Here is a 13,842-nt window from a genome sequence, read left to right on the forward strand (position 1 = left end):
ACGTCCATCGCCACCGCCCGAGGACGAGCCGGCGGCTTCGACGCCGCGTCCCGACAGCGGGCCGCCGCCCTGGACGAAACCGGGTCCGCGACCGATCCCTCCACCCGTGCGCGACCGCCCCGGGGACATCCTCTCGGCCTGGACGGCCTTGGAGGTGCTCTCGCCGATGACCTACCGGAAACCGGCCGACATGGCGGACGGGGACCAGCGACGCATCGCCGACATCACCCAATCCATGCCCTGGCAACCACCGGGCGAGAGGGCGAGGCCCCAGAAGCAACTGTTCTATCAGGTGGTCCTCGGCGCGATCCGCATGGACGAGGCCACGAACGCCCTATTGTCGGTCTTCGTGGACAAGAACCAGGACCGTCGCGGTGCCGCCGGCCTCGCGGCCATCGCGACCGTGACCCTCGACAAGGCCGGCGTGCCGGTGGCGGAGGGCGAGGCGACGGCCATCTCCAGCTTCGCCTGGGGCCTGCCCCTCGCCCTTCGCCGGGACCTCCTCGGGCTCGGGCGATGGCCGGAGGCCGAGACGAAGCTGAACGAAGGCCTCGACCGCCGCATCCGCCGCGTCGGCGACGACGGAAAACCGGTTCCCCTCGACGGGCGCGCAATCCGGGCCGCGTTCGATTGGCTGGTCTCGGAGATGGGCCTGCATTCGAGCCTGATCGAGCCGCCCGCCTTTGCGATGCGGGTCTACCACTACTGGATGGCGCAGGACCCGCCCGACGCCCCCCTCCTCGGCAGCTTCTACCTGGAAGACCTGGCGAGCGCCCGCCGCCAGGTCGTCGAAGGCAAGACCACGACGAACCTCCGCCGATACCTTGGCATCGACAAGCCGAAGGCCCGCAAGGACGTCCTGGCCGACGACACCGCCATCGCCGCCGCGGTGGCGCCGGCGCGGTTCCCTGTCGGCCGATGGCCCGCGGCTGGACGCCATCCCCTCGTCCTGCTCCAGCAGGGCGCCGTGAACCTCGCGATGTCCGACCTGGAAGGCGTCGACCTGTTTCCCGTCAACGGGCCGCCCGGCACCGGCAAGACCACGCTCCTTCGGGACATGGTGGCGGCGCTCGTCATTCGGCGTGCCGAGGCGATGTGCGGCTTCGACGATCCCGAGAAGGCGTTTCCCGCATCGGGGTACCGGCCGAGGATCGGCACCGCGACCGTGCCGGTCCATAAGGTCGCCCCCCGCCTGCGCGGATTTGAGATGCTGGTCGCCTCCTCGAACAACAAGGCCGTCGAGAACGTCAGCCGCGAACTGCCGGCCCTGAAGGCCATCGCCGACGACGCCACCGGCCTGCGTTACTTCAAGACGGTCGCGGACAACGTCTCGGGCGACGCCGAGGCCTGGGGCCTGATCGCCGCGGTGCTCGGGAACGCCTCGAACCGCTTCACCTTCCGGGAGACGATGTGGATCGATCCGGACAAGGGACTGCGGGCCTACCTCGCCGAGGCCGCCGGAAGTCCGCAATGGATCGAGGAGCCCGATCCCGCGGACTCCACCCGCAAGCGCAGGCGGCGCCCCGTCGTGGTCGAGCGCGAAAACCCGCCGCGCAATCGCACGGATGCGCTCAAGCGCTGGCGCGAGGCCCGCACGACCTTCACGGAGGAGGTCACCCGGGTCCGAGACTTCCTCGCCGAGATCGAGGCCGCCCGGAAGGTCGTCGGCACCCTTCCCCGATTGCGCAACGCGGTCGACGAGGCGCGTCGGGCCGCCGCCGCGGCGGATGCGGGTGCCGCCACGAGCGAACGGGAACACCGCGAGGCGACGGATGCGGCCGCCGTCGCATCGCAGGCCCGCGACCGCGCCCACCAGGCCCGGGCGGGACATGCCCCGCGTCGGCCCGGCCTGTTCGCGCGCGTCTTCCGGACGACCTCCGCCAAGGATTGGGCGACGAGCGACGCGCAACTTTCCGAAGCCCTCGACCGGGCCGACCAAGAGAAGCGCCGGACGTTCGGCGAGGCGGATCGTATCCGGCACCGGCTGCGCGAGGCCGAGGCTTCCAAGGCCTCGGCTCAGCAGGCCCTCCGGGCCGCGACCGCCGCCCGTGATACCGCCGAGGCTCGCGTGAGGCTCATGCGAACACGCTGCGGCATCGGCACAGTCGACACGGCATTCTTCGCCAGGGATCGGGACACCGTCCAGAAGGCGGCGCCATGGCTCGACACGGCCGCCCACCGCCAGCGCGACCGTGTATTTGAACTCGCCCTGGCGCTCCACAAGGCCTTCATCGACGCGGCCGCGGAGCCGATCCGCAGCAACCTGGAGAACCTGTTCAAGGCGCTCATCGGGCGGAACGCCTGGCAGCCCAAGACCACGCCGCACATGCCCGACCTCTGGGCCACCCTGTTCCTCGTGGTCCCGGTGGTGTCGACCACCTTCGCCTCGGTCACCCGCATGCTCGGCTACCTGCCGCCCGAGACGCTGGGCTGGCTCCTCGTCGACGAGGCGGGGCAGGCCGTGCCCCAGGCCGCCATCGGGGCGATCACGCGGACCCGACGCGCCGTCGTCGTCGGCGACCCCTTGCAGATCGAGCCAGTGACATCCCTGCCGACCGAGCTCTCCGAGACCATCTGCGCCGATTTCGGCATCGATCCCGACCGGTGGAACGCCCCCAAGGCCTCGGTGCAGGCGGTCGCCGACGCCTCCGCCACCTACGTCGCCGAGTTCCGCCAGACCGTCGGCTCGGTGCGGGTCGGCTTCCCGCTGCTGGTCCACCGCCGCTGCGCCGATCCGATGTTCACCCTCTCGAACCAGGTCGCCTACCAGGGTCTGATGGTCCACGCGACGCCGCGCCGGACGTCCGCCATCCGGGACGTCCTGGGGGGATCGCACTGGGTCGACGTCACCGGCGGGCGGACCGAGGACAAGTGGTCGGAGGCCGAGGGCGCCGCCGTCATCGACATGCTGCGTCGCCTGTCGGCCGCCGAAGTACCCAACGTCGATCTCTACGTGATCAGCCCGTTCCTGATCGTCGCCCAGCGCCTGCGCGAACGCATCACTGCATCAGGAGTTCTGAACCGGTGGACGACGGACTCCTATCGTTGGACCCGGGAGCGCGTCGGCACGGTCCACACCGTCCAGGGCCGCGAGGCCGACAGCGTGATCCTCGTCCTGGGGGCGCCGATGCCGACCCAGCGCGGCGCGCGCGGGTGGGCCGGCGGACCGCCCAACATCCTCAACGTCGCGGCGACCCGAGCCCAGGAAAACCTCTACGTCGTCGGCTCTCGCTCGGCCTGGTCCGATGCCGGCGTGTTCGGCCGCCTTGCCCGGAACTGGCCGGCCGCCTCGGAGATCCGTGAGCCGGCCGCGTGATCGGCCGGCAGTGGGCGCCATCCGGGCACCGACGCTCGCGTCGCCACCCGGGGGGCTCATTCTCCGGAACGAAGGCATGAGGCCGGGCGCCGCTCCCCTCCTTGATAGACTGTCGAAAACTTCGGCTCCGAGCCTCGGATGAAATTTTCATCGTCCGCATACTTGACGAACGGTTAAGCCGCGCTCATCTTGCTCAGGTCTGCGACGCAGGCACGCGAACTCCAAACCCCTGCCATCGGGCAGTGGGGCGGCTACGCGGGGCGACTGTCCTTCGGGTCATCAGCTCCGTACGCCTTGAGAAGGTTTCGACGTGTTTGTGGCCGCCTTCGGTGACGCCGGGTTCGCCCGGCAAGCGGAAGGAGGAGCGCATCGACCCTCACGGGTCCTTGGCCCTCGGTTCGACCCCCCAGTCGCGACCGAAGCCCGAAGAGCTTCGAGCCTTCGGTCGCTTTGCCAAGGATACCGATCATGTCAAAGCCCAACGAAATCCACGCCCTGCCGCGTCCTGTCGAGGCGCTTCCGGACTATGCGGCCTCATCGTCGCGCAACACCCTGGCCAGCAGGCTCACCGAAGCGACCGGCCTCTCGGAGGAAGCCGCCCGGTGCATCGGGAATACGGTCGTCGATCCCTCGTCGGTCCGTAAGACCATCGGCGAACCCAAGACCCCGAACTTCGAGCGGATCGCCGTCCCCGGCGGGACCCTGCTCGGTATCCGCACCACCGTGTGGGCACGTCGGGTCATGCCCGACCCCCGCAATCCGCGTATCCTCCCCTCGCGTCGGCACCCGTTCGCCATCGATCCCGGCACGGGTGGAGAGGACTCGAAGTTCCGGCCCGTGCCGGAGCCGCGGTCTCTCGAAGGCGTCTCTGCAACGACCGCGGAGCTCACCGTCGATATCGAGAGCCGGCACCACCTGAACTGGGCGTCCCAGCAAGCCGCCGGCTACGTCAGCTTCAACAACGACTGGTCGGAGTCCATCAAGCATCACGGGGTGATGGAGGCCGTCTGGCTGGTGGCGACCACCTACCGGCACGAAGACGGTTCCGACCCCGTGACCGTGCTGACGACCGCCGAGGGATCGTCCCGCATGACCGCGGTTCACTCGATCCTCACGGAGCGGTCCTCCGACGTTCCGTATGACGAGGCCGGCCCCAAGTTCCGCGCCCGCATCAAGCGCCTCAACGACGCCTTCGCCTCTGGACCGAGCTCGGAAGACGTCATTGCGCTTCGGTGCGAGCGGGTGCCGGCGCTCATCATCGTCGGCTTCGAGCCGTTCGCTCAGAGCTCGACGACCTTTCCGACCGCGCTTCGGTCCTTCGTGGCCCTGCGCCACGTCGATCCGCCGAGCCCCTGGGGTGACGGACCCGAGAACGAGGCCCTCGCCGACGAGGTCCTCGACGAGCTCGCCCGTCGTTCGCTCATCTCCGCGACGGAGGCGGCCTACTTCGCCGGCTCCTGCACCAAGTCCGAGGCGAAGGCCGCGCATCTGTCGGATGACCCCGCCGTGCGTGCCGCCGCTATCGTGGGGCTCCTGACGAACCAGGACGGCCGTTTCCGCGACGCGATCCGGGTCGCCGTCACCAGCCAGTCGACCCGGAAGCGGATCAACCAGCGGCTTCTCAACGACCTGGCCACCGCGTTGGTCCTTCGTGCCGTGGCAGGCGATCCTGCCAAGGTGGATCAGGCCCGGCGCTACCTGCGCCATGCCTTCGGCAAGTCCGTCCACGGCGGTGGTTGGGCGCCGACCGGTCGCAGCACCGAGCAGTTGGTGCATGACGCGATGACGGAGGTGCGTGCCTCAATCGCAGCCGGAACCGTCGACGAGACGGGTCCGGCCTCGATGGAGCTCGCCGTCCGTGCCGCCTACCCGTTGATCATCGACGGAAGGCTGAACGCCGATAGGGGGACCTCGGGCAACGATCAGCCGGATCGGCGGACTCCGGGCGAGGTCCTCGATGCGATGCGGCAATCTCCGCAGGGCATCTATCAGCTCGGACAGGCCCTCAAGGACCATTCCGAGGGGGTGGCGATCCGCGCGGTCGACGAGGACGGTGAGACCCGCCCCATGGAGGACGGCGTCGGCGATATGTCGATCAACGACATCTTCCTGCGGGGGGAATTCCCGCCTCCCGGCAAGTCGAAGGCACGTCGTCCCGGCGACACGCCGACGGACAGGTACGAGAACGCCGTCGGGGTCCTTGGCGATGCGATGCATGCCGTCCAGGCGGCGTTCGAGGCCCTGGGCCGCGTGGTCGGGGACGACGGTCGTCCTCTCGTCGAGACCAAGGGCGTCGACCAGCGTGCCTGCGGTGCCTGGCGCGAGATCCTGTCATCCGTCGAGGACGAACTCGTCCTTTGGTCTCGCACCCACAAGCGGGCCAACGGCGCGGCGGCGGTTGCACGCCAGGATGTCGACGTCGCGGACCAGGCGGACGATGACGCCGATCAGGCGTCGGATTGGGACCGCGAGGACGAGGCGGCCTGATCGGACGCGGTTTCCCTAAACCCGATTGACCGGACGAGGGTGATCTCCCGCTCGGTTCTTTCCGCCCATCGGCCCTTCGAAGGATAGGCCGGTGGGCGTTTGTTTTTCCAAGATTTGTGAATTCCAGGGCGACGGCGGCTGGCGGCAGATAACCCTCGTTTCAACCCTCACATTCACGGAATCCTTGCCGTGACGAGTGCCGGCGTGTTCGGCGGCCTTGCTTGAAGCTGGCCTTCCACCTCGGAGCTTCGTGAGCCTGCGGAGTAATCTCCGCACAGCGTGGTGTCCGGCACCCGAGTACGGGAAGGCAGGGCCGGCAAGGCGGCTGATCGTCCATCGCACGCTCGGTCTGCGTACCACCGCCTGCAGCCGTGAGGCCCTTTTGGACCGGGGTGCGGACTCATGGTGCCTTTCCGAATCCAAGGCTAAGCTCGGGGCAGAACACGGCATACGTAACGTCATCAGCTGGTTTTGTTCGGCTTACGTTCTATAATCCGGCCTCGTCACCGATCCTGCCATCGAAGCGTTCTTCTCCGACCCGGCGATCATGTCGCCGGATCGGCGTCCGCGGACCGGCGGACATCAAGAAACCGACACGACCTACGGTACCCGTACCGGCGGTGACACGAGCTTTGGGAGGCCTGGATGGCAGACGGTTTCGGCGATGTCGTCGTGGTGCTGCCCGGGTTGATCGGCTCGGTCCTGACCAAGGATGGCAACCCCCTGTGGGGCACCTCGCCCGGCGCGTTTTGGGGAACCGTCGTCGGCGAGAACCTCGAACGCCTGAAACTCACGGGCGAGGACAACGGCGACGAGGATCTCGGTGACGGCATCGTCGCATCGGGGCTGGTTCCGAACGCCGAAATCATTCCGGGTCTCTGGAAACAGTGGGGCTACTCCCGCCTCGGCACAGACCTCGTCTCGCGCCTCGGGCTGACCCGCGGCGAAAACTATTTCGAGTTCCCCTACGACTGGCGTCGGGACAACCGCGTCTCCGCACGGAAGCTGGCGAGGGTCGCCCCGCAGTGGCTCGCAAAATGGAAGGCGAGCAGCGGAAACGAGAACGCCAGGATCGTGCTCGTCTCGCATTCGATGGGCGGCCTCGTCGGCCGGTACTTCATGGAGTGCCTGGAGGGCTGGAAGATCGTCCGCACGATGGTCAGTTTCGGCACCCCCTACCGCGGCGCCGGCAACGCCTTGGACTTCCTTTGCAACGGCTTCGTCCAGAAGGTCGGCCCCCTGTCGGCCTTCGACGGCACCGAGGCCCTTCGGACCTTCGACTCGGCCTACCAGCTCCTGCCGGTCTATCCGTTCGTTGAGCATGGCGGCACCGGACTGGCCCGCATCTCGGAGATCGCCCTTCCGCATCTCGATGCCGCCCGCGTCCTCAAGGCGAAGGCGTTTCACGACGCGATGCAGGGAGCGCCGAAGTCGAACGGCGGCATCCCGGCCTATGTGGCATCGGGGATGAGCATCCGTCCGGTCGTGGGGACCAACCAGCCGACGAAGCAATCGGCGACCCTCAAGGATGGGGTCCTGATCCCCTTGCAGGCTTACGAAGGCGAGGATCTAGGGGGGGACGGAACGGTACCCAGGATCTCCGCCATCCCCATCGGCGACAATGGGGCATCCGCGGCCTATTTCGCCACGTCCCACTCCGCCCTGCAGAGCGTGCCGGCGGCCCTCGACCACCTCAGGGGTGTGATGACCGGGATCGGCATCGACCTCGACAGGTTCCGCTCCGGACATGCCGGCGGCGGACGGATCGGCCTGTCCCTGCAAGACGCCTATCCGGCCGATGAGCCCGTCCTACTGGAAGCGACGGCGTCCGAGTACACCCAGTTCCTGAGCGGCACGGTACAACGGCTCGACGCACCGGCCGAGCCGGAAGGCTTCGTTCTCCGACCGCGAGACGATACCTACCGCGTCGAGCTGGCGCTCTCGCCCGGGTTGTACCGCGCATCGGTCACCGGAAAGGGCCTGGAAGCGGTCGAAGACATCTTCCTCGTCCTCGGTCCCGGTGAACGGGCATGACGACCGACAGCTTCGGGGAATGGAACTGGGCTTGGCGCAAGGACGGCGTCAGGTACGAGGGCCGATATCTCGCCTTCGGGCTCATCGACGCCGACGGACCGCCGGTGGAGGACGAGCCCTGGTCGAGGATACGCTCCTCGATCTACACGCTCGCGCGCGAGATCTTCCGATTGGACGTGTCGCTCGCGGAAAAAGCGATCACCCTGAGCGGTAGGGTCACGAGCGAGAAGGTGAAGTCCAGCATCGCCGCCCTGTTTCGCGGCGTCTCCGAAAGCCTGCGCAACGACCTGGAGGTCACCGCGCCGTTCAAGTCGGCCAACGTTCCCTGGATCGAGACCGCAGCGGTGCTTCCGGCCGAGTCGGCGGCATCCCTCAGGCGCTTCCCCACGGTAACCCCGAACGGGGACGCGCGACCGGGCGAGGCATACCAATTCGAGGTCGATCTGGCCGCGACGCCCGACGGGGTTACCGAGGGGGGCGTCGTCGAGGTCAAGGACCTGCCGGCCGGATGGACCGAGATGCAGGTGGCCGTCGAGGCGTTCTGTGACTGGATCGTCTTCGAGACGCCCTCCGGCAACGAGGGCATCGTTACGATCCTGTCCGACGGGACGTCCCGCCCCGCGGTCTTCCGTGGCACCATCAGGCCGGATGCCGACGTGGGGAAAGCCTACAAACTCACGGTCACCTTCGATCAGGAGGGTCGGCATGCCGGTTCCGCCGTCCGGCGGATACGCATCGAGAAGGGAACGGCGACCGGGACGCCGGAGGCGGAGGTTGTGGCGCCGGCGGCCGTACGCGGCGTGGAACTCGTGCGCGACGTCCGCAGTCCCATCCTGACCATCAAGATCATCGAGGATTCGGACTCAAGAGACCTGACATGGAGCCTGAGTCCAGAGCGCGGACCGGTTCCGTTCAGAACCATGATGTTGGCCGGAAAAATCAACTTGAAGGGCGATCCGGCCGACTTCGCGCGGGAGCTCCTTCAAACCTGTCCGGACCTCCGCCCCGGTCGGGCGCACATCAGCGTCCTGAGAGGCATCGGCGAAACGATCTGGAAGGCCACCCCGCCCTGCTTCAAGGAACTCTATGCCGAGCTGCGCGAGAGGCACGGACCGCGATTTTCAATCCAGATCGTGACGAACGAACCCCACGTCCCCTGGGAGATGATGCATCCCGATGCGGAAGCGGGTTTCCCAGACGCGGACCACCTTTTCATGACGCATCCCATCGCTCGCTGGTTCGGCGGCAACGAGGGGGGTATGCGCAATGGCTTCGAGAGGGGGCGGATCGTCAGTTTCGTCCCCAGGTATCCTCCGGACAGCGCCTTGCCGGCCGCCATCGCGGAAGGCGAGCGGCTCATCTCGGAATTCGGCGCGGTCAGCGGACTGGCAACCTGCGACGGCCTCAGGGACTTTCTCAGCAAGGCCACGCCGGGCCAGCCCGTATCGATGTTGCACTTCGCCGGGCATGCCAACCCTCCGGGAGCGGGGTCGGACGGTACCAAGCAGGGCCTTCGGATGAGCGACGGATGGATGTCGCACAGGGAGGTCCATGGCGGCGTCAACCTCGGGATGGAGGACGGGACCTTCGTCATGCTGAACGCATGCTCGGTCGGCTTCGCCAATCATACCCTCGGCGTCGTTGGCGGTTGGCCGGCAAGCCTGGCGATGAGGGGTTTCGGGGGAATTCTCGCTCCCATCTGGGCCGTCCAGGACGAGCACGCATCATCCGTGGTCCACGATCACATGGCCGGATTGCTGAAGGGGCGGACGCTCGGGGAGACGATGCTCGACGCACGCGTGTGCTATCGCAATGCGTCGGCGACGCCATTCGCCTACCTCTGCCATGGCGACGTCATGGCCCGGATGTCGTGAGGAGCGCCTTCGTCAGGTAACAATGACCGCGTCCGGCGTCTCCACGAGGTTGGCCGGCTTGATCTTGGTGACGACCTCCGTGAACAGGTCGCCGCCGCCGGACTCGGGGGTCCGGATCGATACCACCAGCGAGAAGTTCACGGATCGCTCGTCACGGTTGAACCTCCGCGTATCGCCCCACCATCCCCTCACCGGCAGGATCGAGATGCCGCCCCGCTCGACGAGCTGGTGGGCCGGACCGGTCCAGATGTCGTGATGCAACGCCCCCCTATGGCGATGGAAGGATCCCAGGACCCAACCGTCGTCGTTGGTGTCGTCGACGGGCTCGCTCTCGTCGGCAAGGGTGTTCACCCTCGCCCTCGCCTGCGCGTCGTCCTCCCCGTACCGCTTCACGTCGAAACGAAGCCGGTGCGACGGGTACCGCTTCATCTGGTCCCGCGCGACCGCGTGCAGATCGGGCTCGATGAAGTACGAGAGCGTGCAACGCATCTCGACCTGGGTCCCCCCGAGGGCACGCAAGGCATCCTCGGGCCAGGGCAGCTTGAAATACTTCATTTCCTTCAGGGGCAGGCTCGATCCATCGCCGCGCCGATAGGGCTGCAACGTGTCTTCGACCATCAGGGTCAAGGCGTTCCGGGCGCTCTCGAACAGGCGGGTCTCGTACGGAACCCCCCAGCCGAACCGGCCGATCAGCATGGCGTAGGCCTCGCTCTTCGGAACGCCCGAATTCCTCGCCGCCGTTAGCTGTGCCCTCATCGCGGGTGTCCACTCCGCGGCATGGACCATGAGGGCCCGGACGGTCTCCATCCGGAGCTTCGGGTACCGGGCCAGCAACCGCCCGGCGAGGCCGGCGCAGGCCGCCGTCGCGGCGCTCGTCTCCCCCGCGAGCGCCAGCGTACTCGTCGGCGGAGGCCTGGACGTCGTGAGAACCATGTGGGTCGGCGAGGGTCGGCAGAAGACGCCATCCGCGTCGACCGTGAAGTTCCCGCCTTCCATGACGATGTCGGGCTTGTTGGCGTGAAGCTTCGCCCAGGACTGGGCCGTCCTCGAAGTGGGAGCGAGATCGCCCGCTTCGGCGACCGGCGTTTTCCTGGGCGTGGGTGCGTCCTTCAGGCTGACCGCCCCCACCGACAGCGCGTTCAGGGCCTGGGCGGGCGATTGGATGCCGAATTGCGCGTTGCGGTCGACGTAGTACGCCGCCTGATACGGTTCGTCCTTATCGTGAGGTACGTTGCCGACGGCCGCGCAGAAAAGCCGCGTCCTGTCTCCGTCGCCGTAGGCCAGCTGGTCCAGCACGCCGGACGTACTGGTCGGCAACCCGTCCTCCAACTCGCCGTCGGCGGTCTGCGCCAGGCAAAAGACCCGGATGGCCCGCTCCGCCTCGACCTCTTCGACGGCGCGCTTGATGGCATCGCGGGCCGGGACCGGAGGGGCGTCCTCGGGAGCCGTCACGATCACCGACTCAAGGCGGGTCGTCAGGCGTATGGGGTGTCCGCCCACCGGGAGCGACGCGAGATCGCCATAGAGCACGACCCCGGCCATGTTCGTGCCATGCCCGGCGTGATCCCCCGTCCCCCAGAATGGGTCGGCGGTGTACTGGCGGGACGACGGCAAGGCACCGCTGAGGAGCGGATGCCTCGCCTGGACGCCGGTATCCAGGATCGCGACGACCGGGGCGTCCTCGCCGGGCCACCGGATACGGCCGACGACCCCCTTGAGCGTCTCGGTCATGTCCTCGGGCTGGAAATGCTGGTCGTCGGACGCGAACGTCGAAGCGCTCCGGAGTCCCACCACCGCGCCCGTGGCACGTACGACCTCGTGGATCTGGGCTGGCGTGGCGATCAGGCCGCGCACGACGGTATCGATGAATTTCGAGGACCGGCCATACCGCCGCAACCCGAACTCCCTGATCGCCCGCTTGAACGCCTCCTGGAAATCGATGCGCGTCCACACCTCCCAGGCATGATCCCCGCGTGCCCTCGGATAGCGATCCGGCCGGTCGGTCCACAGGTCGAGCAAGGTCGTCGGACGGATGCCGGCGGCGCTCTCGAAAAGCTTGAAGCGCCGCGGCCTGCCCGGGGCTTCCTGATCCTCGTCCTGCGCGTTCGACAGGTCCGTTTCCGAAGGGACCCATGCGCCGTAAGTTTCGAGATCGCGCCTGAAGGTTTCGAGCGTCTTGGGCGTCGTGAAGAAGGTGGCGTGATCGGTCTCGGGACCACGCTCGGGATCGACCGATTGCCCCCTGTGAACGTTCAGCAGGGCGAACCCCTGGCCTGATCGACCCTGTCCGACTCGCAGGGCGATCTCGGGCCTGGATTCCACCGTGATCGGCATTCCACGCTTGTTCGCGGGCAAGCCGAAATACTTCTGCGCCGAACGGTACTCGTCCATGAGCGCGACGGCTCGCTCCAGGCCATCCAGGAGCTTGCCGGCATGGGCGGCCCTGTTGTCGACCAGAGGGACGTTCTTTTCCGACCCGCCTCCCGATGCGCCGCGGAACGCCTCGGAGGCGACGCCGAGGCCCCTGACGTGGATATGGCGATAGGGGGTACGCTCGGCCATGTGCACCCACGGTCGGATGGGACGTTCGCCCGTCGGCGACCGCTCGCTGCATTACGTAAATACTACTCTACGTGGATGCTAGCCCGATCAGCCAGCGCCTGGCAGACGATGTCGGTGGTGAGCGTGGACGCGTTGTCGAGAACCGCATCGCGAGCTGCATCGGCCGCGGCGGAGACGATGTCGGCCTGGCTCAACCCGGTCGTACATTCGTCGATCCGGGTCCAATCGAGGTCGGAAACCGCAAAGCTCCGAAGGTGATTGACCAGGACCCGTCGCGCCTCGTCGGTCGAGGGCTTCGCGTAGACGAACGCCGCATCGAACCGACGGAAGATCGCCGTATCCAGGAGGGACCTGAGGTTCGTGGCGGCGATGACGACGCTCCCGGAATTGTCCTCCTCAAGGAACATCAGGAAGGAATTGAGCATCCGGCGCGCCTCGCCGATGTCATTCTCCGATGCCCGCCGTGCGGCCAGGGCGTCGACCTCGTCGAACAGGTATACGCCCCTCGTCGCACGCATCGCGTCGAAGACGAGCCTCAGCTTCGCGGCGGTCTCGCCCATGAACTTCGTGATGATGCCGTCGAGCATCACCGTGAACAGAGGCAGGCCGAGCTCTCCGGCGATGGCCGCCGCCGTCATGCTCTTCCCCGTGCCCGGAGGCCCGGAGAACAGGAACTTGCGCCGCGGCGAGAGATCCATCGCCTTCAGGGCCTCGGCTTCATCGTGCTCGCGCACCAGACGGCGCAGGCGACGCTGAAGGTCGCCCCCCACGACGAGGTCCGACAGGCGGACCTCCGGGTAGGTGACCCGCATCAGCCCGGCCAGCTCGCCCCGTGCGGCAGCGATCGGGGTCGGGGGGGTCGAGGCCTTCGGCTGGAGCTTTGCCCGCTGGACGGCCGCCGTGATCTCCTCGGCGACCTTCGTCTTCCCGGAGCGGGCCGCCTCGCCCGCGATGTGTTCCGCGATGGACAGGAAATGGACGCTGTCGCCGGCGGCATGGCTTCGGATCATCGCCAGGACGTTTCGGGAGCTCGTCATCGGCCATCCTCGGCATTCGCTGCTCGGCGGACCGCCACGAGCGCCCTTTCGAGATCCGGAACCATCTTACGAAATTCAAGCAATAAAAGCAACGCGCGGTCGAGCGAGTCGTCGCCCGCCTCCCGTGCCTTGGGGGGCACGTCTCGCATGCCGGAAACCCCGTTCTCAAGCAGCATCTCGACGCGCCTTGAGAGATCCCCCGAAAAGCCCCCCGCCCTCACGGACCTGAGCAGGTTGGAAGGGCTGGTTCCGAGAGCGCGCGCAATGGCGGCACGGCTCAGCCCGGCATCCGCACGCGCACCTTCGAGGCGCTCACAGAGCTCTTGGGCAACACGACGCGGAGGGCGACCGACCATGTTGCCTAAATAGCCTAAATTGCCTTTGCGTCAATCTGGTGCGCCACACGAGGCAGCCCGAACGTCCACGAGGCAGCCCGAACTTCGTTGAGTGTGCCCCCCTGGGACAGGGCACCTGCGACTTTCGAATGCCACACGTCATCCGCCAACGGCCCGAGGCCTGTTCGGGTATGGCG

General features: G+C 67.4%; 7 protein-coding genes. 4 read left to right on the forward strand and 3 right to left on the reverse strand.

Annotated elements, in window-relative coordinates; all coding sequences use genetic code 11:
* Positions 1–106: 106 nt before the first annotated feature.
* The 4 genes from FV218_RS10995 to FV218_RS11010 all read left to right on the forward strand — a co-directional run bounded on the left by FV218_RS10995 (position 107) and on the right by FV218_RS11010 (position 9,711).
* Entirely contained in the window at positions 107–3,316 is a 3,210-nt protein-coding gene (locus FV218_RS10995; RefSeq protein WP_147709734.1) for an AAA domain-containing protein, read from the forward strand.
* Between the two features lie 468 nt (positions 3,317–3,784).
* Positions 3,785–5,803: a hypothetical protein gene (locus tag FV218_RS11000; protein ID WP_147709735.1), complete on the forward strand. Its 2,019-nt coding sequence runs from the start codon at positions 3,785–3,787 to the stop codon at positions 5,801–5,803.
* Positions 5,804–6,448: 645 nt separating this feature from the next.
* The gene (locus tag FV218_RS11005) at positions 6,449–7,837 is read left to right on the forward strand and encodes a hypothetical protein (RefSeq protein ID WP_147709736.1); all 1,389 of its coding nucleotides are present in this window, start codon (positions 6,449–6,451) and stop codon (positions 7,835–7,837) included.
* Complete coding sequence (locus tag FV218_RS11010; protein ID WP_147709737.1) at positions 7,834–9,711, forward strand: CHAT domain-containing protein; 1,878 nt, start codon at positions 7,834–7,836, stop codon at positions 9,709–9,711. Before FV218_RS11005 ends, FV218_RS11010 begins: the two co-directional genes overlap by 4 nt.
* Before the next feature lie 12 nt (positions 9,712–9,723).
* Here the strand turns inward: FV218_RS11010 and FV218_RS11015 are convergent, their stop codons facing one another.
* The 3 genes from FV218_RS11015 to FV218_RS11025 form a co-directional block, all read right to left on the reverse strand.
* The gene (locus FV218_RS11015) at positions 9,724–12,273 is read right to left on the reverse strand and encodes a S8 family peptidase (RefSeq protein WP_147709738.1); all 2,550 of its coding nucleotides are present in this window, start codon (positions 12,271–12,273) and stop codon (positions 9,724–9,726) included.
* A 62-nt stretch (positions 12,274–12,335) separates the two neighbouring features.
* The gene (locus tag FV218_RS11020) at positions 12,336–13,310 is read right to left on the reverse strand and encodes an ATP-binding protein (RefSeq protein ID WP_147709739.1); all 975 of its coding nucleotides are present in this window, start codon (positions 13,308–13,310) and stop codon (positions 12,336–12,338) included.
* The gene (locus FV218_RS11025) at positions 13,307–13,486 is read right to left on the reverse strand and encodes a hypothetical protein (protein WP_147709740.1); all 180 of its coding nucleotides are present in this window, start codon (positions 13,484–13,486) and stop codon (positions 13,307–13,309) included. The genes FV218_RS11020 and FV218_RS11025 overlap by 4 nt, the downstream gene beginning before the upstream one ends.
* Positions 13,487–13,842 lie beyond the last annotated feature (356 nt).

Origin of the sequence: Methylobacterium sp. WL69, assembly GCF_008039485.1 — a bacterium.
Lineage (GTDB): Bacteria > Pseudomonadota > Alphaproteobacteria > Rhizobiales > Beijerinckiaceae > Methylobacterium.

What these genes read in the sequence shown, in the direction of transcription:
- FV218_RS11025 (WP_147709740.1), bottom strand. Translation starts at nt 13,486, where the DNA reads ATGCTGCTTGAGAACGGGGTTTCCGGCATGCGAGACGTGCCCCCCAAG.
- FV218_RS11010 (WP_147709737.1), top strand. Translation starts at nt 7,834, where the DNA reads ATGACGACCGACAGCTTCGGGGAATGGAACTGGGCTTGGCGCAAGGAC.
- FV218_RS11005 (WP_147709736.1), top strand. Translation starts at nt 6,449, where the DNA reads ATGGCAGACGGTTTCGGCGATGTCGTCGTGGTGCTGCCCGGGTTGATC.
- FV218_RS11015 (WP_147709738.1), bottom strand. Translation starts at nt 12,273, where the DNA reads ATGGCCGAGCGTACCCCCTATCGCCATATCCACGTCAGGGGCCTCGGC.
- FV218_RS11000 (WP_147709735.1), top strand. Translation starts at nt 3,785, where the DNA reads ATGTCAAAGCCCAACGAAATCCACGCCCTGCCGCGTCCTGTCGAGGCG.
- FV218_RS11020 (WP_147709739.1), bottom strand. Translation starts at nt 13,310, where the DNA reads ATGACGAGCTCCCGAAACGTCCTGGCGATGATCCGAAGCCATGCCGCC.